Genomic DNA, 25,029 nt, shown 5'->3' on the forward strand with positions numbered 1-25,029 from the left:
AATACTGTTACCTTTGCGGTCCGTTTTCCCGAAAGGGAAAATGTGCGTTAGGGATTGCGGCTTTGTTGGAGCTCTTCTTTTTACTCTTGAAAAGGATAAATAGAAAGCGACTGCCAAAAGCCCGACCTGCCAAGGCAGGGAACGCCCTTCTGTTCTTTGAAAAAAGTAGGCAGTGTTTTTTTACTGACTTACTAATGGGGCCGACCGGTTTTGACAGCGAGACCAATGGCGGTGTAAGCATGCCGAGCTATGGGAATGATGCTCGTAAATACAATGTCTCAACTTTTTTAAATGGCGAGTCTAACTACGCTTTAGCTGCTTAATTGACTGAATTATAGTAAGTCCAAGCCTAGTCGCGCAAGGCGCGAAAGCTGAATGTTCCATGGTAGCCCTTGTTGATGGCGACCAGTTTAGGAGCACCATAAAAGTCAACACCGAATTGTTTGTGCTTCGGTAACAATTCTAAACTAAAGAAGCTAAGCTTAAGATAGGCGGTTTTGGGTCGGTCTTAAGTCGAAAAATGAACCAAGACTAAGCATGTAGAAAGCTCAGTTATTGCTTGTTTGGACGAGGGTTCGAATCCCTCCGGCTCCACTTTAAAAGCCACCTTATGGGTGGTTTTTGCGTTTTTACCTACGGTATTCGAAGGCCTGGGCGGCAGGCCCGCTCCTGCACTAAAAAGGGCTACCAGACCTTTTTTTAACGTTTGGCCGTCTCCGGCTCCACTTTTAACCCTCGTAAACCCAGTGTTTACGGGGGTTTATTTTTTGCGTTGACAGAATCGTTGACTTTGTTTTAAACTACCATTCACAACAAAACAAAAATGTTACCGTTAAAAAACTCTATTTAACAATTACAAACTAAAATGACGATTAAAAACTACTTTTCTATTTTTTTATTTGTTGCGGTCTTAACTTCTTGTTCTTCTGATGCTGACAATGATACGGAGACGGTAAACCAACCAGAACCGCCAACAGAAGTTACCGTACAAGCCTTTGAACAACCTTATGCCTATGTAAATGATCAAGTAACTCTTGTAGGTACCAATTTTACCACCAATGCAAGTGAAATTAAAGTCTTACTAGATGATATTGAGGCCACACTTATTTCTGCTACATCAACAGAACTTACTTTTACCATACCTGCAGGAACTAGTGCCAGCCCTTTTGTTGCTATTGAAATGCCAAATACAAATGTTTCCTATGCAGACACCTACCAACCTATTGCTGTAGTTGATAACACCAAAGGTGAATGGATTACCTATCCATTTTATTTAGAAGCTATTAACGCAGTAAGAAACATACAAGCAACTGGCAAAGAGGAAATATATTTTTCAACCGAAGCCAAAAGAGAAGAAGGTGGTGGAACTGGCATAATGAAAGTACACAATACCTTAAATGGCGGTGTTTCTATTGCATTTTTTAATCAGGCGTATGCTTTTACCGAGGAGAATGGTGACTTTTTGGTTGGTCCGCAAGGGGGTGAATTCCTTCTGGGCTCAAATTATCTATCTTATTTAAAAGCTGATGGAACACAAACCATTTTTGAGGATTTTCCAAGTAACGTTAATTCTTGGACCAGAGGTTTGTTTGTTGATGAAAATGAACAAACCATAATTGTTGGTTCTGCAGAAGGTAGAATATACAAGTCTACAAACGGTGCGCAATCTTTTGACATGATACATTCCAGAGAAAGCAACAATTATGAATTTTTGAGCTTTTATGCCCATTCCGAAAATCAAGTATGGCTAGCGGGTTACACCTTTCCTTTTCCAGAGAACCTAGATTACTACCCTGCCAAACAATTGAGACTAAAAGATGGGGTTTGGGAAGATAGTGCCATACAAATAGAACCCGGAAATAGAACAAGGGAAAGGATAGAACGTATAAAGTTTATAGATGGTATTACGGGCTATGCTTCTGCTTACATTGTAGATTTAGATACTGGAGCAGAAAAATATGTTTTAATAAAATCTATTAATAGTGGAGATAGTTATGAGATTGTACTAGAAGAAGATACGCGCATAGACGATTTCATCTTTAAAAACCCCAACGAAGGTTGGTATATTGCTGGCAACCAAATTTTTACCACCACAGATGGGGGCAGCTCTTGGCAATTAATGCATACCACTACCATGGCCTGTAAAGGAATTCTGTACAATGATGGTATTTTATGGGTAATTGCCGATGGTATGTTATTGAAATATTATTTTTAAAATACGCATAAACTGCGATAGGGCTCCTTGTAATTTCTTACAAGGAGTTTTTTGTTTCTATTCGTTAAACTACTTTAGTTTTTAACATACACTAGCGTCAAATCTTTTTAATTTTAATAGATAAAAAGGAAAGGAACGGTTTGTACACGATAATTGACGTTGAAACTACGGGTAATGGATTAAAAGGCAACAAAATAACAGAAATCTCCATATTCAAGTTTGATGGTTCTGCCATAGTAGAAGAATTTACCAGCCTGGTAAATCCAGAACAACCAATACCTCAATATATAACTGCTCTAACGGGCATAGACGACCAAATGGTTGCCCATGCCCCAACATTTTCAGAAATTGCCGAAGACATTTTACGCATAACCCAAGATGCAATTTTTGTGGCACATGCCGTTAACTTTGACTACGGTGTTATTAAAGAAGAATTTAAACAAACCAACACCAACTTTGTTCGTAAAAAATTATGCACCGTTAGGCTTTCTAGAAAGTTAATTCCGGGGTTAAATTCTTACAGTCTGGGAAAATTATGCACTAGCTTAAACATACCCCTTAAAAATAGACATAGAGCAAGAGGAGATGCACATGCAACGGTATTGCTATTTAAAATGTTATTGGCAAAAAAGCAATCCGATACCGTAATCAAGTCTTTTCTAAACTCCAGGAGCCAAGAAGCCACCCTACCTCCATTATTGGATAGAAAAACGGTGGACAACCTACCCAACCAACCTGGAATCTATTATTTTTTGGATCGCACTAATAAAATAATTTACGTGGGTAAGGCCAAGCAACTTAAAAAAAGGGTCTTGGGACATTTTTATGATAAGTCTGAGCATGAAATACAACTATGTAAGGAAATTGCGCATGTAGAATTTGAGTTGTCTGGATCTGAATTATTAGCATTACTAATGGAAAGTGCTGCTATAAAAAAACATTTTCCAAAGTTTAATAGGGCCCAAAAAAAAGTTATAAAACAATATGGTATCTTTTCTTATGAAGATAGAAACGGCATTAAACATCTAGCATTCGGGGCTTTAAAGCAAATACCAAATGCCTTTACAACTGTGAATAACCCTACGGAAAGTCGTTTATTGTTAGAAGAAATCTGTAAACAATTTCAACTTTGCCCTAAATATTGTCAATTAAGAAACGGTACCCTAAACTGTGATGAGATACCTTATACGCACTGCAAAGGAATTTGCAACAATAATGAGGAAATACAAGCGTACAATCTACGAGTAGACAGCGCAATTAATTTTTTAAAAGAAAGAAGACAAACCCTATTACTTTCCTTACCTGGAAGAACGGCAGAAGAAAATGCTTTTATATACATGAACCAAGGCCATTATAAGGGCTATGGTTTTGTAAGCAGGGAAACAACTGTAAATTCAGAAATGGATTTAGAAGCTTTTCTAATACCGCAACCCAATACGGTAGAGGCTAGACAAATAATAAATGCACATTTAAATAAAATTAAAATATCTATCTAAGCTAATTACAATAACGTAACTTAGGAAAGGTTATGTTCAATCCAAAAGCTAAAACAATATTTTTTGCAAACTCAAAGCCGTTCATAGGTTTTGATGACAAATATTTTATTCTGGGCTGTATATTTTTTAACACCCAAGTATTAATGTCTCTTTTTTACCAGAATGCACTTTACGAGGTACCATTCACCATCTATTTTTATAAATGGTTAGAATATGCACTTGTAACCGTAGTGCTCATAGTTACCCTAAGAACCTTATACCTTTATAACCTCAAAAAGTATCCTGGACCAGAAAACAGAAAAAAACGCTGGCTGTTTTTACCCCTTCTTTTGATTCCGTTTTCCATAATCTTGTGCATGTACCTCTTTTTTATAGAGCCCCATGTTACCACAGAAATACCGGGCTATGTACAACCAAATACCAGAACATTGGTAATAACTGGTAGCATAATGTTACTGGTTAATGAAGCAGCTTACACAATCCTAATTTACATCTATGAACTTAATCAAGTAAAAGTTAAGGCAGAACAATTAGAAAAAGAGAAAGCTATTGCCCAACTAATTAATCTTCAGAACCAAATGAACCCGCATTTTTTGTTCAACAGCTTAAATACTTTGGTTTTTTTAATAGAAAATGATAAAGATAAAAGTATTGACTTTGTGCATAAACTGGCTTTTTTTTACAAAAGAATGGTTTCACAACACCATAAGAACCTAATTTCTTTAAAAGAAGAACTAGAATATATAGAGGCATACACCAAACTATTAAAGATAAGGCATGGTGGCAATCTCAACTTCAACTTTACAATTCGGGAAGATGTTTTAACTAATTATGTAGTACCCATGTCTATTCAAATAGGAATAGAAAATGCCGTAAAGCACAACAATGTTTCGCAAAGACATCCATTGACCATTACTATTTACAGCCAAAATCAAGAAATAGTAATTGAGAACAACCTACAAAAAACAGAAAAAAATATAGGGGTAAGCGGTTTAGGCATTTCCAATATCAATAAGAGATATCAACTAGTGGCCAACAAAACGGTTAGTACAGAGGATAACGGTAGTGTTTACCGCTTAAAAATACCCTTAATACATAAGGATGATAAGAAAATGGATTAAATTCATCTTTCCAGATTCTAAACCTATTTTAGGTTTCAATGATCGGTACCTTGCAATGGTAGCTTCTATTATTAACTGCCATACGGCTATGACCATTTATTTTACCAATGCTTTTTTTACCATTCCAAAATTTTTGTATTTCAAAAAATGGTTAGAGTTCTATTTAATTGTTTCCGTAATTTTTATTTGTACCCGAAAAGCATACCTTTTTCTAGTAAAAAAATACCCTGCTTTTGAACAAAGTAGGGCCAGATGGAAACGCATACCACTAGTGCTTCTTCCCTTTTTTGGGATTGCTATACCGTACGTTAAAATATACCGACCAAAATTTTCCATTTATTTAGAGAATTATGGACATCCAAATTTTTATAACGAGTTGGTTACAGGTACCATTATAATCCTTGTAGATTTGGCAATTTATGAAACCATCTATCTTTTATTGGAACTTAAAGAGGCAAAAATTAAAGAGAAAGAATATCAGAATAAAAAATTGCTGTTCGAGTTATCTGGTCTTAAAAATCAAATAAGCCCACATTTTTTATTCAATAACCTTAATTCACTACTCTATTTAATTGATGAAAGCCCAGAAAAAAGTAAGGAGTTTGTACACAAATTATCTTTTATCTATCACAAGATATTAGAGGGTTCACAAAAAGACTTAATTGCCGTGAGCGAAGAAATGGAATACACCAATGCCTATATAGATTTATTACAGCAAAGATTTGGTGGTAATCTAGTTTTTAATGTAGATGTTAAAAGCAAAAACATGAAAGTTATTCCACTGGCTTTACAGCTTTGTATAGAAAATGCCGTTAAACACAACATAGTATCTAAAAACCACCCTTTGACCATATCAATTACAGATAAGAATGGCTACCTTATTATAACCAACAACAAACAGTTAAAACCAAAACCCTTTAGTTCAGGAATTGGCATAAACAACATTAAAGATCGTTACGGCATAATTACGGACCAAAGCGTTATTGTACAAGAAAACCAAAGCAGTTTCACCTTAAAACTTCCGTTAATCCCATAATGATAAATTGGATTATAAAAAGCTTGAACCGAAGTCATCGTTACACCATTTTAGGTTTTAACGATAGACCTTTATTTTGGGCCGCCTGCTTTATAAATACCAATATTTTAATGGGAATTCTCTATATGGACTTATTTTTAGAAGGCCCTTTTAAACGTTTTGTTGCCATATACATTGGTGTTTTTTGCTACATAATGCTTCATTACGTACTAATGCGGGCCTATTACCTTTACCTCCTTAACCAATATCCTGGATTCAATAACAGAACTACTAGGATAGTATTATTACCTATTGTCTTGGTTATTTATTTACTAACAACCTTGTTATTAGATATTGCTTTAGACCCTTTTCTGGCCATAGAGGACCCTTTGCACAACAAACCTCCTATTTCAAAAGAATTACTAACTGGCACCTTATTAATTTTACTAAATGTTGGTGTATACGAAGCCTTACAATCTTTAATAGAATTAGAAAAAGTAAAACAGCGGTCCTTTAAGTTAGAAAAAGACCACGCCCTTTTAAAACTTAAAAGCCTAGAAGAAAAAACCAATCCAAGGTTTTTGTTCAACAGCCTAAACACTTTATTGTTTTTAATGGATGAGAGCCATGAAAAAAGTAAGCAATTTGTATTAGACCTTTCTTACCTCTATCAAAAACTATTACAAAATTCTAAAAGCAACACTATACCATTAGAACATGAAATAGAACATATAACCATTTACAGTAGAATCCTTAAAGAGCGGTATAGAGAAAGTTTTGAAATGCAGATAACAGGAACAGCCTTAGCGGATAAACACATAATACCGCTAACGTTATTTCTACTATTAGAACAGATTTTTAAAACAACTTATAAAAGCAAAAATAAGCCCTTACTAATAAGACTAACCATAGAAAAAGACAAGGTTGTACTGAATCATAATAACTTAAACCAAGAGACCGTAACGCCTAAAGATGATGCAATAGCACTTATTAACGGCAGGTATACAGCTTTGACCAGCCAGCTCATTTTACAAGAAAAAAAAGAAAATTGGTACTATTACAGTGTACCGTTAATTGTACCATCTTAGGATGATAGGACTTTTGTACTATATTTAATAAGAAATTGAAAGTGTATATTTGAACACATGCAAAAGAAGGTAAAAATTGTAATTGTTGAGGACGAACCCATATCTACTGCTTACTTAAAAAAGCTTATTAGAGAAACTGAAATAGAACACGAGATAGTTGCAGAATTGGATTCTGTATCTGATTCCGTTTTGTTCTTTGGTTCTGATACTGAATATGATATTATATTCATGGATATTCACCTTGGTGATGGTACATGTTTTGAAATTTTAAATACCATAAAAATTTCTAAGCCTATAATTTTCTGCACAACTTTTGACACCTATGCCATTGAAGCTTTTAATTACAATAGCATTGACTATATTTTAAAACCTGCTAAGCTTAATGATATTGAAGACGCCCTTTCTAAATACTACTCCATAAAAAAAGTAGAAGAAGAAAGTTATGCGCACCGTATGGGTAAAATGATGGATACCATTGCACCTAAAAGTTATAAAAAGCGATTTCTTATTCGCACAGAAAACAAACTTAATCTAGTAGATGTACATAATATCTGTTGCATCTATTCCGAAGACGGACACACCCATTTGGTAGACAAATCTGGAAAAGAATACGTTATAGATTTTACGTTAGAAAAATTAGAAGAATTATTAAATCCAGAGTTTTTCTTTAGAATCAACAGAAAACTCACATTAAATATAGACGAAATAAAATCTGTGGAAGATTACCCAAACAATAGGCTTATTGTAGAATTGGAGCATCCGGTAGATTTAGAGTTGGTGGTAAGTAGAAATAGGGTAAAGGATTTTAAAAATTGGCTCAAAGGCATTCTATAGCCTTTACTTTTTCATCTTCCTGTACATTCTTGCAATGAAGATGAGCCAGACAACAAATATAATTGCCACTATAATGGAATATCCTAGTATAAAATCCATTATTCGTTCATTTTAAAATAAATCATAAACCCTAAAATTGTTGGGGCCCAAAACGCTATAAAAATAGCATCTAACTTATTTCCACTCAGAAATAAAACCTCCGAAACGATAATAATCGATAGAACAACCAACAGCATAATACAATTCATTATACCGAGTTTTCTAATAAACTCTTTTAACATAAAAAGTGTCTCTCGCTTTTTTACAAAATCAAGTTACTGAATTAAACTTAGTAATCCTTAACATTTTTTAGATTTCTTTAACGTTTTAAGAAATAACAAAAAAAAGCCCCAATTACTGGGGCTTTTCACAATAAATAAAAACAACCTATATAAACTGAGCGGTTTCTGTACTTCCTTTCATGGCAACCGTAGATGCCCTACCTGCTGTTACGGTATTTTGTACAGCATCAAAATAAGTTGTACCTACAAAGGCTTGGTGCTTTACAGCCCTAAAGCCATATTGCTGCAAGGCAAATTCACGTTCTTGTAATTCAGAATAACCTGCCATACCGCGTTCCTTGTATGCCTTGGAAAGCTCAAACATGCTGGTATTCAATGCATGGAAACCTGCAAGGGTAATAAATTGAAACTTATACCCCAATGCTGCTAATTCCTCTCTAAATGTTTCCATTTCTGCAACACTTAATTTTGATGCCCAATTAAAAGAAGGAGAACAATTGTAGGCTAACATTTTGCCCGGATATTGGGCATGTATGGCCGTTGCAAATTTTCTTGCCTCTTCTAGATTGGGGGTGGAGGTTTCTAACCAAAGCAAATCAGCATAAGGTGCATAACTCAACCCTCTATCAATACCTTGCTCTAATCCGTTTTTAACATAAAAGAACCCTTCTGGAGAACGCTCACCTGTAACAAACTTTTTATCCCTATCATCTATATCACTGGTAAGCAAATTTGCGGCATCAGCATCTGTACGGGCAATAATTACCGTAGGTACGTTCATAACATCTGCTGCCAGCCTAGCAGCAATCAACTTATTAACAGCTTCTTGCGTAGGCACTAGTACTTTACCGCCTAAGTGACCACATTTTTTGGCAGAACTCAACTGATCTTCAAAGTGAACTCCAGAAGCCCCGTTTTCTATCATCCCCTTCATCAATTCAAAAGCATTTAGGTTACCTCCAAAACCAGCTTCTGCATCTGCTACAATTGGTACCAAATAATCTTTTTTATCTTCAACCCCGTTTACGGTTTGTATTTGGTCTGCCCGCAATAAAGCATTATTGATTCTTTTTACTACCATTGGTACGCTATTAGCGGGATATAAAGACTGGTCTGGATACATTTCTCCCGCCAAATTGGCATCGGCCGCAACTTGCCATCCACTCAAATAAATAGCCTCTAGACCTGCCTCTACCTCTTGTATTGCTTGGTTGCCGGTTAATGCACCCAACCCTGCTACCCAGTCTTGGTTATTTAATTTGGTCCACAATTTTTCTGCCCCTAACCGTGCAACCGAGTAATCAATAGTATAAGAACCTCTTAGGTTAATCACCTCTTCTGCGGTGTAAGGTCTTTCAACACCTTTCCATCTAGGGTTTACCGTCCATTCTGTTACTAATTGTTGAATTCTTTCTTTTTTTTCCATAAGTTTAGTTTTTAGAAATTTAATTGTCCCAGGTTGTGTTCGCCCACGCTTGGGATTTTTTTTTAAATGATTTCTTTATAGGCATTTAGTGTTAAAAACTCTTCAAATTGGGTTTGGGTAACCAATGCGTCAAACAGTTCAAATGCTTTTAAAAATTGGGTGTTTAAAAGATTGGCCTCACCTACCAAGTGTTTAATTTTCTCTTTTTCCTCCTCAAAAATGCTTTGGTATAATTCCTTTTTAAATCGCCTACCATCCGCTAACCGAACCTCATATTTAAGCCATTGCCAAATTTGGGTTCTAGAAATCTCTGCGGTTGCGGCATCTTCCATTAAATTGTACAATGCCACACAACCTTGACCACGCAACCAAGATTCTATATAAAGGATGCCAACGTTAATATTCTTTCGTATGCCTTCTTCTGTTATGGTTCCTTTAGGTATGGCAATTAAATCTGCTTCTAAAATCTGGTCTTCCTCTCGTAGCACTTGCATTTGGTTTTGAGTTGGCATATACCTATCAAACTCTTTTAAGGCAATAGGTACCAATGCAGGATGCGCTACCCAAGTACCATCGTGCCCATTTTTAACCTCGCGTTCTTTATCCAACCGAACTTTTTCCATAGCGGTTTCATTTGCCAAAGGATTATCTTTAATGGGTATTTGTGCGGCCATACCTCCTATGGCCAAAATTCCTCTTTTATGGCACCGCTGTATTACCCGTTTAGAATAGGCATCCATAAAAGGTACCGTCATGGTTACCTGATCCCTGTTTGGTAGTATAAATTCTGGGTGATTCCTGAATTTTTTTATGTATGAAAAGATATAATCCCAACGTCCACAGTTTAAACCAACAATATGGTGTTTTAACTCATAAATAATCTCATCTAGCTGAAAGCTTGCCGTTATTGTCTCTACTAAAACAGTAGCTTTAAAGGTACCTTTAGGCACGTTTAAATAATTTTCTGAGAACGTAAAAACCTCATCCCACCATCTTGCCTCTAGGTAGTGCTCTAGTTTGGGCAGGTAAAAATATGGGGCACTACCCTTTTCTAGCAGCACTTGGGTATTATGAAAAACATACAATCCAAAATCTATCAAACTCGCAGAAGTAGATATCCCCTTAACTTTTAAATGGCATTCCTCTAAGTGCAATCCTCGTGGACGTACCAACAATACAGCAGGATTATCATTTAACTCATACTGTTTTGCCCTTTTACTATCGTAAAATTTTATGGTGCCCTTATTGGCTTCTATAAGGTTCTGCTGGCCTAACATGCAATTATACCAAGTAGGCGCATTACTATCTTCAAAATCTGCCATAAAGGTCTTGGCTCCAGAGTTTAAAGCATTTATGACCATTTTACGATCAACAGGCCCCGTAATTTCCACACGTCTATCCAAAAGGTCTTTAGGTATATGTGGCACCTGCCATTCCATATTCCTGGTTTGTTCTGTTTCTTTTGGAAACGTTGGAAATACCCCAGCATCAAATTGTGCCTGCGTTTTTACGCGCTCTTGCAACAGTTGCAGTCTAGTTTTGTTAAACTTGGCATGTAAAGCGATAAGAAATTCTAAAGCTTTATCCGTTAATAGTTCTGGATAATAGTTGTTCACATTATCCGCAAACTGAATTTCTGAAGTGGTCATAATAGCTTGTTCCATAACTTCTTAGTTTTTGTTGAAACAAGAATAAATGAAAGTTTTTCAATTTACAAGCGAACGTTCGCTATTTTTTAGTTATTCGCTATTTTTAAAAGATTCGCAAAATATTGTACATTTGATCAAGAATAATGGAAGAAGAGTATATAAAACTAATTTTTGGTCTAAAGCTGAAGCAGCTTCGACTTAAAAAAGACCTATCCTTATTTGGGTTGGCCAAGCTTACAGGATTATCTAAATCTTATTTAAACGAGATTGAAAAAGGAAAAAAGTATCCCAAAACGGATAAAATTCTGCTATTGGCAGAAAAACTGGATATACCCTACGATAGTCTTGTATCCTTAAAATTGGACAAGAATTTGGCTCCAGTGGCTCAATTGTTCCAATCCAAAATCCTAAAAGAAATTCCATTAGACCTTTTTGGGGTAAAGGAAAGAGACCTAATTGAAATTGTTGCCAATGCCCCTACCAAGGTTAATGCGTTTATAAGTACCATTATAGAGATTGCCAAACAATATAATTTTGGTAAGGAAAGCTTCTATTTGGCCTCTTTACGTTCTTTTCAAGAAGCCAATAACAACTTTTTTCCAGAAATGGAAAAAGCAGCATTAGATTTTGCAAAGGCGTACCAAATTGATTTGAATGAAAATATTACTTCTATAGAATTAGAAGAAATTTTAATTGAGGAATATGGCTATACCATTAATAATAATGATTTAAACAAGCACCAAGAATTGGATTCTTTGCGGTCTGTTTTTGTGCCCAAAACCAAAACGCTTTTAATTGCCGGCCATATAGACGAGGCACAGCGTACTTTTATTTATGCCAAGGAAATTGGCTACAATTATTTAAAAATTACAGAAAGACTGTATACGTTTAGCTGGATAAATTTTGAAAATTTTGACCAAGTATTAAATAATTTCTATGCCTCCTACTTTGCCGGCGCCTTGGTTATACCTAGAACAAAACTAAAACAGCAGGTGAACCAAATGTTGGCCAAACCCAGTTTTGACAAAAGCTTTTTGGCACAAATACGCCAGCAACACAATGCCTCACCAGAATCATTATATCAAAGGCTAACCAATATTCTACCCCAAGATTACCAATTAGAGAACCTTTTCTTTTTACGATTTTCGCATAACCAGAATAGTACAAGATTTGATATTACCAAGGAACTGCACTTAACCCACCAGCATTCGCCACACGGAAATCAGACAAACGAAAAGTATTGCCGGCGTTGGGCCTCTATCCGGGTGTTAAAAGAAATAGCGGAACAAGAGGAAGAACACATTATGGATGTTCAAATTTCGCACTATCCTGAAGATCAATTGTCCTATTTAATATTAGCGTCTGCCACTAAGGATCCTTTTAAAGAAAACCAATACCGTAGCGTAAGTATTGGTCTGCAAATAACAGATACGCTAAAAAAGAAGGCTCAATTTTTAGAAGACCCAAACATAAAACAATTAAACGTAGGTGTTACTTGTGAGCGTTGTGCTATTACCAACTGTGCAGAACGGGCAGCCAATCCTATTTTTTTACAACAAAAAAACCGCGACCAAGAAACCGCAAGAGTGGTTCAAGAATTGCAAAACAAATTTAGCTAACCCTGTTGTACCGTTAATTTCACGGAAAAGGTAACTGGCTCGTTCAGATGCTCAAAGCCTTGGTGTAATTTATCTTGAGAAACCCGGTACGGATAAAAAGTAATTGGTTCTATACAAACCATATTCCTAACTTCTGTCCAACACATAAAATTACCAAAACCCTTTGTTTCAATGGTCAATTCTTTTTTGTCTCTTAAGGTAATTTGTGTACAATCTTCAACTTCCAAAGCTCTACTACCCACAGCCAATACTTCTTCCAAAGTAATTTCTTTCTCGCCAGCTACAATTGTAGGATTATCCGTGTATAATTTAAATGCTGGATGATAGCCCAACATGTACGGCATATCCTTATCTCCATCTATTAAAAAGTCAATTACTAAACCAGCAGCCGTTAATTGTACGGTTTTTATAAACTTAAAAGTATAAGGCCAGACCAAATACTTGCGGCTACTCTTCTCTGGATATTTGTTGTTTTCTATCGGCGTCATAGCCGTATATTCTTTAACAAATATAGCTTTGGTAGTTGTAGCCGATTCTAATTGATATGGAAATTGCCTTAATAACCCGTGTTGGTCTTGTATGGCTTGTCCTTTATTGACTTGAACCATAAAATTCGCCTCGTTTACCGGGCCAATAATAGGAAACATTTCGGTATCTGAAGAACCCCATCCAGGACTACCCTTTTGATGAATAAATTCGTGGCCAGATATGGTATAGCTAACCAATTCGCCATTTTCTATACCTACTGCCTGTTCTCCTAATGCTAACTTTGTCATTTTAGTCTTGATTGATGAGTCTATAAATCAATATTGCCGTTCTTTTGGTCAATGCCTCAAAAGTATTAAGATTAACCGTTTCTTCTGGTGTATGTGCTCCTGTACCCATAGTGCCCAAACCATCTAGACAATCTACATATTCTGCAATAAAGGAAACATCTGCAGCTCCACGTTTACCAGGGTCATAGGCCACTACTTCTCCCTGCCCTAAAGCAAGGCTAACCGTATTTAAGGTTTTCAATAATTCTTTATTGCCAGCGGTTGGTTGCATTGCCGGGTAACTATCCGTAAACCTTACGGTAGCACTGGTCTGTGGTAAATTCTGCCCTACAATTTCCCGCATTTTTGCACGTGCACGTTCTTTTTGTTCTTCAGAAATAAACCGAAGCCCTCCTTTGACCATTGCTGTTTGAGATACTACATTGGTCTTACCAAAAGCGTCTCCTTTTCCTGTTTTAGGGTCAAAATTTACAAACGTACCACCTAAAAGCACTCCAGGGTTAAACGTTAACAAATCCTCTCCTTTTACATCGGTATAAAATTGGTGTAAAATCCTAGACATTTCAAATATGGCACCAGCACCAACCCGCTCATTAAAAATACCAGAAGAATGGGCCCGTTTACCGGTTACGTTAACCTCCCATCCAGAAGACCCCCTTCTAGCTACAGTTGCATAATTAAATCCAGTAGACGTCTCAAAACCCAACGCTATATCGCTTCGTTTAGCCGCGTTAATCAAATCTTTTCTACTCAACTCTAACGGACTACCCGTACTTTCTTCATCTCCAGTAAAGGCAACAATAATTTGGGCATCATCCAAAAGACCATTTTCCCGTAAGGCTTTTAAGGCATATAAAACAATTACATCGCCCCCTTTCATATCATTACCACCTGGGGCATGGGCAGTAGAATCTGTAACCATAGTAAAAGTCTGGAATGGGCTATCTTCTTCAAAAACGGTATCTAAATGCCCAACTAGCAGTAGTTTTTTGCCCTTGCTTCCCTTAGTTTCTGCAAATAAATGCCCAGCACGGTTCATTTCTTCGGGCATAGGTATCCAATTGGTTTCAAAGCCGATATCCGTAAAGGCCGTACCAAATACTTCCCCTACTTTTTGCACCCCTTTTAAATTTAGGGTACCGCTATTAATATTTACTACTTTTTCTAGAAATTGTAGGGCATCGGTATTGTTTTGAGCAACCGTTGCCACAATTTTCTTTTCTATTCTTGTTAGCTTTTGCGCGGGCGCTATAGATATGAAAAGCAATAAACAGCACGCAATAATTTGTGTTCTCATAGTTGGGTGAGTTAAGTCTTAAAATTAAGACTTAATAGTGAAAAGCATGCAGTTAAGAGGTATTATTCAAATTTTATAGCTTTTACCGGGGCTATTTTAGAAATTGCGTAAGAAGGCACCAAAAGCATTAACAAACACAGCACCATTACCCCAATGTTTAATAATACTACGGTTAAAAAATCTATGCTTACCGGCACATAGGTAACGTAATATTCTTCCGGATTCGGAAATTTTAGGAATTGAAACTTTTGCTGAAGAAATAGAATGCCCAATCCAATTAAATTACCCCAAAACAAACCAAGAACAATTAAGTACGCCGCATTAAGTAAGAATACCTTTCTAATGCTCCAGTTGGGAGAACCCAATGCCTTTAACACACCTATCATTTGGGTACGTTCCAAAATTAAAACCAATAGTGCGGTTATCATGTTAATACCGCCAACAACTATCATTATTCCAATGATCAGGGCAATATTAAAATCGAACAATGGCAACCACTCAAATATTTTAAAATATTTTGTTTTTATGTTTTGGGTATCTAAGGTTGAGAGGGTTTCGTCATAAATAGCATTGGTTTTGGCATCAATTTCGTTAAAATTAGACAAGAAAACCTCAAAATTTCCTATCTCATTAGGCTTCCATTTATTCATACGCTGTATATGCCTTATATCAATTAAAATATAAGACGCATCCAACTCCTCAAAACCACTGTCATAAATACCGCTTACTGTAAACCTTCTGTTATTTGGAGGTCTGGAAGGATCGCCATCTTTAAGGAAAATAGCCAAAAAGGTATCGCCCACATCTAGTTGCAAACGTTTTGCCAAAATATTAGAAATCAAGGCCTTTTCAGATATATCCTTAGAAAAATCTGGCAAGTTCCCCGCAACCAAAAATTCGTTGAAAGATTGCCATCTAAAATCTTTGCCTACCCCTTTTGCCAAAATACCTTCAAAGGTCTTTTCTGTACGAATGATGCCTGCTTTTACCGCAACCGCTTGTACATGTTCTATACCATTTATAGTAGTAAAGTTTGGATAAAAAGCCTGATTTATATCTACTGGAGAAACGGAAACATCTGACCTGTTATTGTCATAATTAGCTATTTGGATATGCCCATTAAAAGCAGCTATTTTTTCCCTGATTTTTTCCTTTAAACCCGCTCCAGTGGCAATTGCAATGAGCATCATTACTACGCCAATGGCAATTGCTGCAATAGCAATTTTAATGATTGGTGCAGAAATACTACTTTTATGTTCCTTACCTGTAATAAGGCGCTTGGCTATAAACAATTCTAAATTCAACGAATGCCATTTTTATTCCGTTTCAAAAGTACAGTTTTATGTTTAAGCATGGTATTAATTGCCTGCGGACAAGAAAAAAACAAGGTTAAAACCAACACCCAAACCGTTGCGGCACCAATTGCAACAGAAATTGTTGTAGCCGCCAATCGCACAGATAGGTACCTACCGCTATTAAAAAATAAAAATATAGCCGTGGTGGCCAACCAAACATCAGTAGTTTTTAAACCCAATAAAACCACTGTACACCTTGTGGACACCCTTATAAGTAGCGGCATAAAAATTTCCAAAGTTTTTGCTCCAGAACATGGCTTTAGAGGTAATGTGGATGCAGGGGAAATGGTCAAAAATGGAATCGATGATAAAACTGGACTGCCACTAATTTCACTTTATGGTAAAAATAAAAAACCCACCAAGGAACAATTAGTCAATATTGATTTGGTTTTATTTGACATACAAGACGTAGGGGTTAGATTCTACACCTATATTGCTACGCTACAATTGGTAATGGAAGCCTGCGCAGATACCAACATTCCCGTTTTGGTCTTAGATCGCCCAAACCCAAACGCACATTATGTAGATGGCCCTACCATGGAAGCAGAGCATACAAGCTTTTTGGGTATGACACAAATTCCTTTGGTCTATGGTATGACTATTGGCGAATATGCCAATATGATAAATGAGGAAGGATGGCTTTCTTCTTCTAAAAAAGCTGACTTGACCATTGTTAAACTAGAGAATTATACCCATGACACCCCTTATGATCTAGCTATTAGGCCTTCTCCAAATTTACCCAATGACACGGCCATTAACCTATACCCCTCGTTGGGTTTATTTGAGGGAACAACCGTGAATGCCGGTAGAGGAACAGAAGCACAGTTTCAACGTTTTGGCGCCTCGTTTTTAGATAGTACAAAGTTTTTCTTTAAGTATACACCTGCTCCAAATTTTGGTTCAAAAAACCCAAAGGAAAATGGCAAGCTTTGTTATGGTATGGACTTGAGCAATATTCCAAAAATGAACCGTGTTACCATAAAATGGATAAAAACCGCTTATGACAACGCCCTGAACAAGAAGGCTTTTTTTATGACCAATTCTTTTACCAAACATGCTGGTAACACAACCTTGCAACAGCAAATTATTGATGGTATCTCTGCGGAAGAAATTGAAGCAAGTTGGCAGCCAGATGTAAGGGCTTTTAAAGCCATACGCAATAAATATTTAATCTACGATTAATCCGCAGATTGAAGTAAGGGCAGCAATTTTTCCAGGTTTCCATCAATTGGTGTAAGAATGTCTAAACCCAAAAGGTGCGCTACAAACGGGTATACGTTAATATTTTCAACCTCAGCTACACTAGTACCTTTTGCAATGCTAGGGCCTTCTACATAAAAAATACCACCCATATCCGTATACCTATAGGGGTCATAACCATGTGTGCCTTCCGCCTTGGCTAAATCTTCCTTTTTAGCCGCAGAATTAATAAGCGTATAGGGTGGTTCCGCTATTAGAACTATATCTCCTATTCTAGGGTTATTTTTAAAATTAAGATAATCAGGAACACTTTCTTTTGTGTAAGATGCAAAATGAGATTGCTTGGTCAAAACGTTTAATAGCGAATTTTTCTGGTCTTCAGAATCCGTATAAATCATCCCAACCGGGCCACCTAAAAAATTCTCATTATCAACGGAAACAAAATCATGTATGTTTATGAATTTAGAAACAGGCGTCATTCCATGATCTGATGTAACTATAAGGTAGACTGGCAATCCAGATTGTTGAATACCCTTTCTTAAAGCACCAATTTGTTTGTCTACAAAGGCCACGGCCTTAGAAACCTCATCAGATTCCGGGCCAAATTTATGCCCTTGTGTATCTACTAAAGAAAAGTAAAGTGTAACCATATGTGGTCTGTCCTTTTCTGGCAATTGCAACCATTCCATTACCCGTTTCACCCTAAACTCATACGGTGTTTTTTTATCGTACTTGTAATAATATTTAGGATGTAACCCGTTAATATTGGCCTCGCTACCAACCCAAAAATAAGATGCGGATACCATTCCTTGTAATTGAGCTAAATTCCAAAGCGGAACGCCACCGTACCAACCCCCATCTTCTACTGCGTTTCTATTACCAATGCTATACCTCTTTTTTATTTTAGTATCAAAAAAAGAATTGGCCACGATACCATGTTTAGATGGGTACAATCCTGTGGCTAGGGTATAATGGTTAGGAAAAGTTTTGGAAGGAAAAGATGGTAAGAGCATTTTTGCCCTAGCTCCGTTTTTGGCCATATCCAAAAGATTAGCAGCCTTGTATTTTTCTGCATAATCATGCCTAAAACCATCTAACGAAACCATTATCACATATGGTTTAGCCTGCGCGTTCTTGGTATTCTCTATGAAGTTTGAAGCTATTTCTTTGGCAACAACAGCGTTATAATTTTCAGTTTGCGCCTGTAGGCTGTTACAAAAGCATAAAAACAATCCTAGACCGTAAAAAAGTTTAAAACTCATCTATCCATTTTATAATTGATGGAAAGCTACAAATTTCAATGTTTTGCCAGGGTTAAGTCTTTAATTAATTGTGGTTGGTTTTCTGTATTTGTGAAACGGTTGCCGCAGCAAACCTTTAATACTACTGTTCTCTTTTTCGTCTGGAAAAGTATCAACACCATATTTAATTTTATCACGGTCTAGCTCCATGTACGTTCCTAAAAGCCGGTCCCAAATAGAAAAGATATTTCCATAGTTACTATCTGTATAAGGTAATACATAATGATGATGTACTTTATGCATATCTGGGGATACTATTAAATAACTTATGGCTTTGTCAAATTTTCTTGGTAATGAAATATTGGCATGGTTAAATTGCGAACAAACTACGGAAAGACTTTGGTAAAGCATTATTACTCCTATGGGGGCACCAACTATAAAAACACCAAATAGTGTAAATGCGTACCGTATACAACTTTCTAAAGGATGATGCCGGTTGGCCGTAGTGGTATCTACATTATGGTCTGAATGGTGAACCAAATGGACCATCCACAACGGTTTTACTTTATGCTCTACCAAATGTGCCAAATAGGCGCCAAAAAAGTCTAAGAATAATACGCCCAAAATAACGTACAACCATAGGGGCATAGCCGGCATCCAATTAATGATTCCAAAACTATTGTTTACCGCCCAATCTGAGCACAACAAAAGTAAAAATGCCAAAGGCATGTTTATGAGTATGGTGGTTAGAGTAAAGAAAAAATTGGGTAAGGCATGTTGCCACTTTTTATAGTTTACCGAAAATAAAGGTACAATACCCTCCAATATCCAAAAGAAGGTAATTCCACCAACTAAAATTAATGAACGGTGAAGCGGAGGTATTGTCTCAAAATATTTTATAATCGATTCCATCTTAATACAATTAGTATTGAAGTAGTGAATCCTAAATTAACAATCTTTAAGCTAAAAATGCAAAATATTACTTTTTGGGCAAGCTTTGTTTCATTGCCTCAACAATATTGTATGCTGCTGGGCAAATAGCCACGTTTTTGAGGGTAAGATTATTAATTTGATGGAATTTTTTACGGTCGGTATGCGGATATTCCCTACACGCTTTAGGCCGCACATCATAAATTGAACAATAATTATCCGTACCTAGAAAAACACAAGGCACATTTTGTAAAACATAATCATTATCCTCATCTAATCGTAAATAGGCATCTATAAATTGAGTCGGCTTTAGGCGTAGTTTTTTTGCAATTCTTTCTATATCGGCATTAGTGAACAGTGGGCCAGTAGTTTTACAACAATTGGCACAGGTTAGACAATCTGTTTGCCTAAACTCCTTTTCGTGCAAATCTGCCATTAGATAATCTAAGTTTTTAGGCGGCTTCTTTTTTAATTTGGCCAAAAACTTTTTATTCTCTTGGTGTTTTTGATTTGCCTTTTTAGGCAAATCCTTCAAAAAATCTTCCATTACTCCTTCAACAACAAAACCGCGGTCTGGTACAAATCTTTACTCCAATATTCAGAAACCGCTTCAATTTCTTGGGTTAGTTGTGCTTTTTTAGTGTTTAATTTTTGGCCAATTTCAGAATAAAAAAAATCTTGAACGGTTATTCGTTGTTCTTCAGAAAGTCCACTCTTGTCCGCGATTAATTGCTTACCTGCATCTGAGGTATAAAAATCACTCATGGCGTTTAATTCTGCCTCTGTAAAGTTTTGTATATATATGGGCACTAATAAATCTTTGATTTCCAATAGGGCCTTTGGTTTGTTTCGCTCTAAAAACAACCAACCATTGGCATTTGCTTCTGACCTAGGGTATTGTTTTTCCATGAGAATTAGTAGCTGCCCATAGGCATCTGAATATTGCATCATGGTGCCATTGGCCTCTAAATAAGCCCCAACTTTTTGGGTTAAATTAGAATCTTGGGCATTAATTGAAATTCCTATAAGTAAACTAAAAAAGAGGAATACTATACCTTTGACTTTTTTCATAGCGATAATCCATAATCTAGACGTGCAAAATACAAATAAAAATATGGTAGACGTAATGGGCATAGCCCTAATAGAGCATTTGACACAAAATAGTAAAGAATCTATTATTACCCATTCTACCTTAGAAGAAAATGGCAGCTTACCCTTAGACTATTTGTTCAGGGATTTTTCCCAAATGCCCAAGTTAGAAAAGCATGCATTAACCTTATGTAAGGGCGCTGTTTTGGATATTGGCTGCGGTGCAGGTAGCCATGCCTTATATCTACAAAATAAAGGGTTAAAAGTAACTGCTTTGGACAAATCTAAAGGAGCCATAGAAGTATGTGAAAAAAGAGGCTTGCAATCAACTATTTGTACCAACATTTTGGATTATAGTGAAGAAAAATTTGATACGCTATTGCTCTTAATGAACGGCATTGGAATTGCTGGTAGTCTAGAACAATTACCCAACTACCTAAACCATTTTAGAACCTTGTTACAGCCTAATGGGCAAATTTTATTGGATAGTAGCAATATAATTTACATGTTTGATGCAGACGAGGATGGGGGCTATTGGATTCCAGGGGATACAGATTATTATGGAGAAGTAAAGTTTACAATGGAATATAAAACATATAAGAGCGATACTTTCCCTTGGTTATATATAGATTTTGAGACCCTAGAAAGAGTAGCCTTATATTGTGGATTTGCTTGTGAAAAAATAATGGAAGGAGAACATTATGATTATCTAGCAAAACTTAGCCTTCTTGCGTAATAATAGATAATCTTTTTCGACGTTTATATTTAGATAACTTTTTTGCCATGAAACGTTTTTCCCTAATTATTCTTTTAGGTATGGCTATTTTATTGGCCAATTGCTCCAAGGACAATACAGATGACAGCGGAACCAATAACTCAGGAAACGAAAATGAAGTTGAAAACATAGACAAGAGTGGAAACTTATTGCCCACAGGAGCTTCTGCGAACGATTTATTGACGAATACAAATTTCGAAAATTTACTTATCGAAATTGCTTACGTAGCAGGATACCGCCCCACCCCAGAGGCAATGGATAATTTTATCGCCTTTTTAAGACAGCATACGTTTAAGCAAAATATCACGATTAACTACCTTGAGTTACCCTCCCCAGAAGAAGAAACCTTGGAGTTACAAGAAATTGGAGATTTAGAAATAGAAAACCGCACCGCTTATAATACAGACAATACCTTAGCTGTTTACATATATTTTGCAGATGCACCTTCTGATGGTGACGATTCTGACGAAGGCTTGGTTACACTTGGCGCCGTATATCGTAATACATCTATGGTTATTTATGAAGAAACCATAAGGAGCCTTGCCAGCAGAAGTGTTCTAATTTCCAATGAAGATGTAGAGACGGCAACCTTAAATCATGAATTTGGACATCTTTTTGGTTTGGTAGACTTAAGCGGCACACAAAATGGCGAAGAAATTACCTATACGCCTATGGTTAATGATCATGAAGATCCTGAGGCAGCAGATCATTGTGCCGTAGAAGGATGCTTAATGCGTGCAGAACTTCAGTTTAATACAAATTTTAAAGGAGAAACGCATCTTAACAAAAATGGCATACATAGCGCTTGTTCACTTTCTGGAGAAAGCATGCTTAGTTTATTAAATACCCAAGCTGGGCAAAGTGCTAGGGTACCTGGTTTGGATGCCGAGTGCATTTTAGATTTACAAAACAACGGTGGCCGTTAAACGGCTTTACGGAATGTTTAAATATTTATGTGTTTGTAAAGAAACTTTCCATTGCGGATTGGCCATAACATAATCTACGATCATTGGCACCACTTTATCTCGCACACTCCACTCTGGCTGTAGGTATAGAATACAATCTTTGTTTACTTTTTTAGCTTGTTCTTCGGCGAAAATTAAATCATGTTTGTTGTAAACGATTACTTTTAACTCGTTTGCTTTTTCATAAACTTCCGGAACAGGCAATTTCATTTTCTTGGGAGATAGGCAAATCCAGTCCCAAACACCTGTTAACGTATAGGCCCCAGAAGTTTCTATATGCGTTTTTAAGCCCTTGGCTTTTAGACCTTGGGTCAATGGTCCCATATCCCAAGTAAGTGGCTCTCCTCCTGTTATCACAATGGTATCAGAATAGCTGGCCGCATTGTTTATAATTTTTTCTATTGCCGTTGGTGGATGCGTCTCTGCATTCCAACTTTCTTTAACATCGCACCAATGGCAACCTACGTCGCAACCGCCTACCCTAATAAAATAAGCTGCCGTACCCTTAAAATACCCTTCTCCTTGAATGGTGTAAAATTCTTCCATCAAGGGCAGCATCTGCCCTTTCTCCACCAAATCCATAACATCCTGTAAAACCATTTTGCAAAGATAATATTACTTAACGGCAATCACATCAATTTCTATAGCAGCGTTTCTTGCCAAGCCAGCGGCAGCAAAAGTGGTTCGTGCCGGTTTCTTAGTAAAGTAAGTTGAATATACCTTGTTAAAAGTTGCAAAATCTTCCATAGAACTTAAGATTACCGTACACTTAACCACGTTATCCAAGTCCATATCATGTTGTTTCAATACGGATGTTATATTAGCAATAGCTTGGTGGGTTTCTGCAACAATTCCGCCCTTTACCAATGTTCTGGTGGTATGGTCCATTCCAATTTGCCCGGCTAAAAAGTACAAGTTACCGACTTGTACCACGTCGCTAAACGGCGCATTTTGTTTTTTTACTTCGTGCGATGGATGAAATGTAACAGGCGTTTTATCTTGTGAACGAGCAGAAAATGAAAATAGAATAACAGTTAAAACAACCATTACTAAGATTTTAGTATTCAATTGCATAGGCCTTTTGTTGATTAATTTGCTTTTACACTTCACCTAATTTACCCTATTTTTATCGCAAAGTTATTCCAATGGACAAGAAAGCATCGTTTTTAGCAGAAATAGAAAAAGGATATAGCATTAAAGGCGAATCCATTATCATGGGAGGCGCTATGCTAGATGGGGAAACACAAAAAGATGCTTTTGTAAAAATTCCATTAAAAACCTTAAATAGACATGGATTAATTGCAGGTGCCACCGGAACCGGTAAAACCAAAACCTTACAGGTACTTGCAGAAAACCTTTCTGAACAAGGAGTTCCCGTCCTTTTAATGGACTTAAAAGGAGATTTGAGTGGAATTGCCCAACCAAGTGAAGGCCACCCTAAAATTGATGAAAGACACGAGGCTATTGGCATCCCCTTTAACGCTAAAGGCTTTCCGGTAGAAATTTTATCGCTTTCAGAACAAGACGGTGTACGTTTAAGAGCTACAGTATCTGAATTTGGTCCCGTGCTCTTGTCTAGAATATTGGATTTAACCACTACCCAAGAAGGCATAATGGCGGTTGTTTTTAAATATTGTGACGACCAAAAAATGCCATTGCTAGATTTAGAAGACCTTAAGAAGGTTTTGCAATATGCCACTGGCGCAGGTAAAAAGGAATTCCAAGAAGCTTATGGTAGAATATCTACTAGTTCTACCGGAACCATTTTAAGAAAAATAATAGAACTGGAACAACAGGGAGCAGAACTGTTCTTTGGGGAGAAATCTTTTGAAGTTGATGATTTAACACGTATTGACGAAAATGGTAATGGGTATATAAACATTATTAGATTAACGGATATACAGGATAAACCTAAGCTATTCTCTACCTTTATGCTGAGCTTACTGGCAGAAATTTATGCCACGTTTCCTGAACAAGGAGATAGTGATAGACCAGAATTGGTGCTCTTTATAGACGAAGCGCACTTAATATTTGACAATGCATCAAAAGCCCTCTTAGACCAAATAGAAAGCATAGTAAAATTAATACGCTCTAAAGGCATAGGTCTTTTCTTTGTTACCCAAAACCCAACAGATATTCCAGATGATGTTTTGGCACAGCTGGGTTTAAAAGTACAACACGCCTTGAGGGCCTTTACCGCAAAAGATAGAAAAGCAATTAAACTTACTGCCCAAAACTATCCGGATACTGAGTTTTATGATACCGAAGAAGTACTAACAAGTTTAGGAATTGGAGAGGCACTTATTTCTGCTTTAGATGAAAAAGGCAGGCCTACCCCGTTAGCGGCTACTTTGTTACGGGCCCCAATGAGTAGAATGGACGTGCTTACCCCAAAAGAATTAAAAAGTTTATTGGATAAATCCCAATTAATCAAAAAGTATAATGAAGAGATTGATAGGGAAAGTGCCTATGAAATTTTAAACGAAAAAATAGAAAAGGCAGAACAAGAGGCCGAAAAAGAAAAAGAACAAAAAAGCACTTCTAGAAGAAGAAGTACAAGTAGCAGAAGTACCAGAATGAATCCCGTGGTAAAAGTGTTGACCAGTGCTACGTTTATTAGAGGTGTTCTAGGGGTTCTTAAAAAAGTAATACGTTAA

Annotated in this window: 22 protein-coding genes and 1 other RNA gene; 12 read left to right on the forward strand and 11 right to left on the reverse strand. The window is 36.6% G+C overall.

Features of this window, described 5'->3' with window-relative positions:
• The first annotated feature begins 196 nt into the window (after nucleotides 1-196).
• The 7 genes from ssrA to BUL40_RS12140 all read left to right on the forward strand — a co-directional run bounded on the left by ssrA (nucleotide 197) and on the right by BUL40_RS12140 (nucleotide 7,769).
• Nucleotides 197-597: a transfer-messenger RNA gene (gene ssrA / locus BUL40_RS12110) on the forward strand.
• 268 nt (nucleotides 598-865) lie between these two features.
• Complete coding sequence (locus BUL40_RS12115; protein WP_080319478.1) at nucleotides 866-2,215, forward strand: IPT/TIG domain-containing protein; 1,350 nt, start codon at nucleotides 866-868, stop codon at nucleotides 2,213-2,215.
• A 140-nt stretch (nucleotides 2,216-2,355) separates the two neighbouring features.
• Complete coding sequence (locus BUL40_RS12120; RefSeq protein WP_080319479.1) at nucleotides 2,356-3,711, forward strand: exonuclease domain-containing protein; 1,356 nt, start codon at nucleotides 2,356-2,358, stop codon at nucleotides 3,709-3,711.
• A 143-nt stretch (nucleotides 3,712-3,854) separates the two neighbouring features.
• Nucleotides 3,855-4,832 carry a sensor histidine kinase gene (locus BUL40_RS12125; protein ID WP_176465479.1) on the forward strand — a complete coding sequence of 326 codons (978 nt, stop codon included), beginning with the start codon at nucleotides 3,855-3,857 and terminating at the stop codon, nucleotides 4,830-4,832.
• Nucleotides 4,813-5,868: a sensor histidine kinase gene (locus BUL40_RS12130; protein WP_080319481.1), complete on the forward strand. Its 1,056-nt coding sequence runs from the start codon at nucleotides 4,813-4,815 to the stop codon at nucleotides 5,866-5,868. Before BUL40_RS12125 ends, BUL40_RS12130 begins: the two co-directional genes overlap by 20 nt.
• Nucleotides 5,869-5,891: 23 nt before the next feature.
• The gene (locus tag BUL40_RS12135) at nucleotides 5,892-6,935 is read left to right on the forward strand and encodes a histidine kinase (protein WP_176465480.1); all 1,044 of its coding nucleotides are present in this window, start codon (nucleotides 5,892-5,894) and stop codon (nucleotides 6,933-6,935) included.
• Nucleotides 6,936-6,992: 57 nt separating this feature from the next.
• The gene (locus BUL40_RS12140; RefSeq protein WP_080319483.1) at nucleotides 6,993-7,769 is read left to right on the forward strand and encodes a LytR/AlgR family response regulator transcription factor; all 777 of its coding nucleotides are present in this window, start codon (nucleotides 6,993-6,995) and stop codon (nucleotides 7,767-7,769) included.
• Between the two features lie 426 nt (nucleotides 7,770-8,195).
• Here the strand turns inward: BUL40_RS12140 and aceA are convergent, their stop codons facing one another.
• Entirely contained in the window at nucleotides 8,196-9,476 is a 1,281-nt protein-coding gene (gene aceA / locus BUL40_RS12150; protein WP_080319484.1) for an isocitrate lyase, read from the reverse strand.
• Nucleotides 9,477-9,538: 62 nt separating this feature from the next.
• Nucleotides 9,539-11,140, reverse strand: a complete 1,602-nt coding sequence (aceB, locus tag BUL40_RS12155; protein ID WP_080319485.1) for a malate synthase A — start codon at nucleotides 11,138-11,140, stop codon at nucleotides 9,539-9,541.
• 128 nt (nucleotides 11,141-11,268) lie between these two features.
• Between aceB and BUL40_RS12160 the strand changes: the two genes are divergently transcribed.
• Nucleotides 11,269-12,744 carry a helix-turn-helix domain-containing protein gene (locus BUL40_RS12160; RefSeq protein WP_080319486.1) on the forward strand — a complete coding sequence of 492 codons (1,476 nt, stop codon included), beginning with the start codon at nucleotides 11,269-11,271 and terminating at the stop codon, nucleotides 12,742-12,744.
• On the opposite strand, the gene BUL40_RS12165 is transcribed toward BUL40_RS12160, so the two are convergent.
• From BUL40_RS12165 to BUL40_RS12175, 3 genes are all read right to left on the reverse strand, one after another.
• On the reverse strand, nucleotides 12,741-13,520 hold the full coding sequence (locus BUL40_RS12165; RefSeq protein WP_080319487.1) for an aldose epimerase family protein: 780 nt from the start codon (nucleotides 13,518-13,520) through the stop codon (nucleotides 12,741-12,743). The two genes, BUL40_RS12160 and BUL40_RS12165, sit on opposite strands and share 4 nt — an antisense overlap.
• 1 nt (nucleotide 13,521) lies before the next feature.
• A complete protein-coding gene (locus BUL40_RS12170; protein ID WP_080319488.1) occupies nucleotides 13,522-14,817 on the reverse strand; it encodes a M20/M25/M40 family metallo-hydrolase in 1,296 nt (431 codons plus the stop codon).
• A 62-nt stretch (nucleotides 14,818-14,879) separates the two neighbouring features.
• Nucleotides 14,880-16,121 (reverse strand): ABC transporter permease, encoded by a 1,242-nt coding sequence (locus tag BUL40_RS12175; RefSeq protein ID WP_080319489.1) that lies wholly within the window; start codon nucleotides 16,119-16,121, stop codon nucleotides 14,880-14,882.
• Nucleotides 16,122-16,124: 3 nt separating this feature from the next.
• On the opposite strand from BUL40_RS12175, the gene BUL40_RS12180 reads away from it, so the two are divergent.
• Nucleotides 16,125-17,354, forward strand: a complete 1,230-nt coding sequence (locus BUL40_RS12180; RefSeq protein ID WP_176465481.1) for an exo-beta-N-acetylmuramidase NamZ family protein — start codon at nucleotides 16,125-16,127, stop codon at nucleotides 17,352-17,354.
• On the opposite strand, the gene BUL40_RS12185 is transcribed toward BUL40_RS12180, so the two are convergent.
• The 4 genes from BUL40_RS12185 to BUL40_RS12200 form a co-directional block, all read right to left on the reverse strand.
• The gene (locus tag BUL40_RS12185; protein WP_080319491.1) at nucleotides 17,351-18,634 is read right to left on the reverse strand and encodes an alkaline phosphatase family protein; all 1,284 of its coding nucleotides are present in this window, start codon (nucleotides 18,632-18,634) and stop codon (nucleotides 17,351-17,353) included. The two genes, BUL40_RS12180 and BUL40_RS12185, sit on opposite strands and share 4 nt — an antisense overlap.
• Nucleotides 18,635-18,694: 60 nt before the next feature.
• On the reverse strand, nucleotides 18,695-19,525 hold the full coding sequence (locus BUL40_RS12190) for a sterol desaturase family protein (protein WP_080319492.1): 831 nt from the start codon (nucleotides 19,523-19,525) through the stop codon (nucleotides 18,695-18,697).
• Nucleotides 19,526-19,592: 67 nt separating this feature from the next.
• Nucleotides 19,593-20,090 (reverse strand): YkgJ family cysteine cluster protein, encoded by a 498-nt coding sequence (locus tag BUL40_RS12195; RefSeq protein WP_080319493.1) that lies wholly within the window; start codon nucleotides 20,088-20,090, stop codon nucleotides 19,593-19,595.
• Complete coding sequence (locus BUL40_RS12200) at nucleotides 20,090-20,614, reverse strand: DUF2059 domain-containing protein (protein WP_176465482.1); 525 nt, start codon at nucleotides 20,612-20,614, stop codon at nucleotides 20,090-20,092. Before BUL40_RS12200 ends, BUL40_RS12195 begins: the two co-directional genes overlap by 1 nt.
• 43 nt (nucleotides 20,615-20,657) lie before the next feature.
• Here BUL40_RS12200 and BUL40_RS12205 point away from each other — a divergent pair, with 43 nt between their 5' ends.
• Both BUL40_RS12205 and BUL40_RS12210 read left to right on the forward strand, forming a co-directional pair.
• On the forward strand, nucleotides 20,658-21,368 hold the full coding sequence (locus BUL40_RS12205; RefSeq protein ID WP_080319532.1) for a class I SAM-dependent methyltransferase: 711 nt from the start codon (nucleotides 20,658-20,660) through the stop codon (nucleotides 21,366-21,368).
• 47 nt (nucleotides 21,369-21,415) lie between these two features.
• Nucleotides 21,416-22,333, forward strand: a complete 918-nt coding sequence (locus BUL40_RS12210) for a hypothetical protein (RefSeq protein WP_080319495.1) — start codon at nucleotides 21,416-21,418, stop codon at nucleotides 22,331-22,333.
• A 6-nt stretch (nucleotides 22,334-22,339) separates the two neighbouring features.
• Here the strand turns inward: BUL40_RS12210 and BUL40_RS12215 are convergent, their stop codons facing one another.
• Nucleotides 22,340-22,954 carry a 7-carboxy-7-deazaguanine synthase QueE gene (locus BUL40_RS12215; RefSeq protein WP_394336969.1) on the reverse strand — a complete coding sequence of 205 codons (615 nt, stop codon included), beginning with the start codon at nucleotides 22,952-22,954 and terminating at the stop codon, nucleotides 22,340-22,342.
• A gap of 33 nt (nucleotides 22,955-22,987) precedes the next feature.
• A complete protein-coding gene (locus BUL40_RS12220) occupies nucleotides 22,988-23,446 on the reverse strand; it encodes a RidA family protein (RefSeq protein ID WP_080319533.1) in 459 nt (152 codons plus the stop codon).
• A gap of 71 nt (nucleotides 23,447-23,517) precedes the next feature.
• Between BUL40_RS12220 and BUL40_RS12225 the strand changes: the two genes are divergently transcribed.
• On the forward strand, nucleotides 23,518-25,029 hold the full coding sequence (locus tag BUL40_RS12225) for a helicase HerA-like domain-containing protein (protein ID WP_080319496.1): 1,512 nt from the start codon (nucleotides 23,518-23,520) through the stop codon (nucleotides 25,027-25,029).

The organism is Croceivirga radicis, from assembly GCF_002072105.2.
GTDB classification, from domain to species: Bacteria; Bacteroidota; Bacteroidia; order Flavobacteriales; family Flavobacteriaceae; genus Croceivirga; species Croceivirga radicis.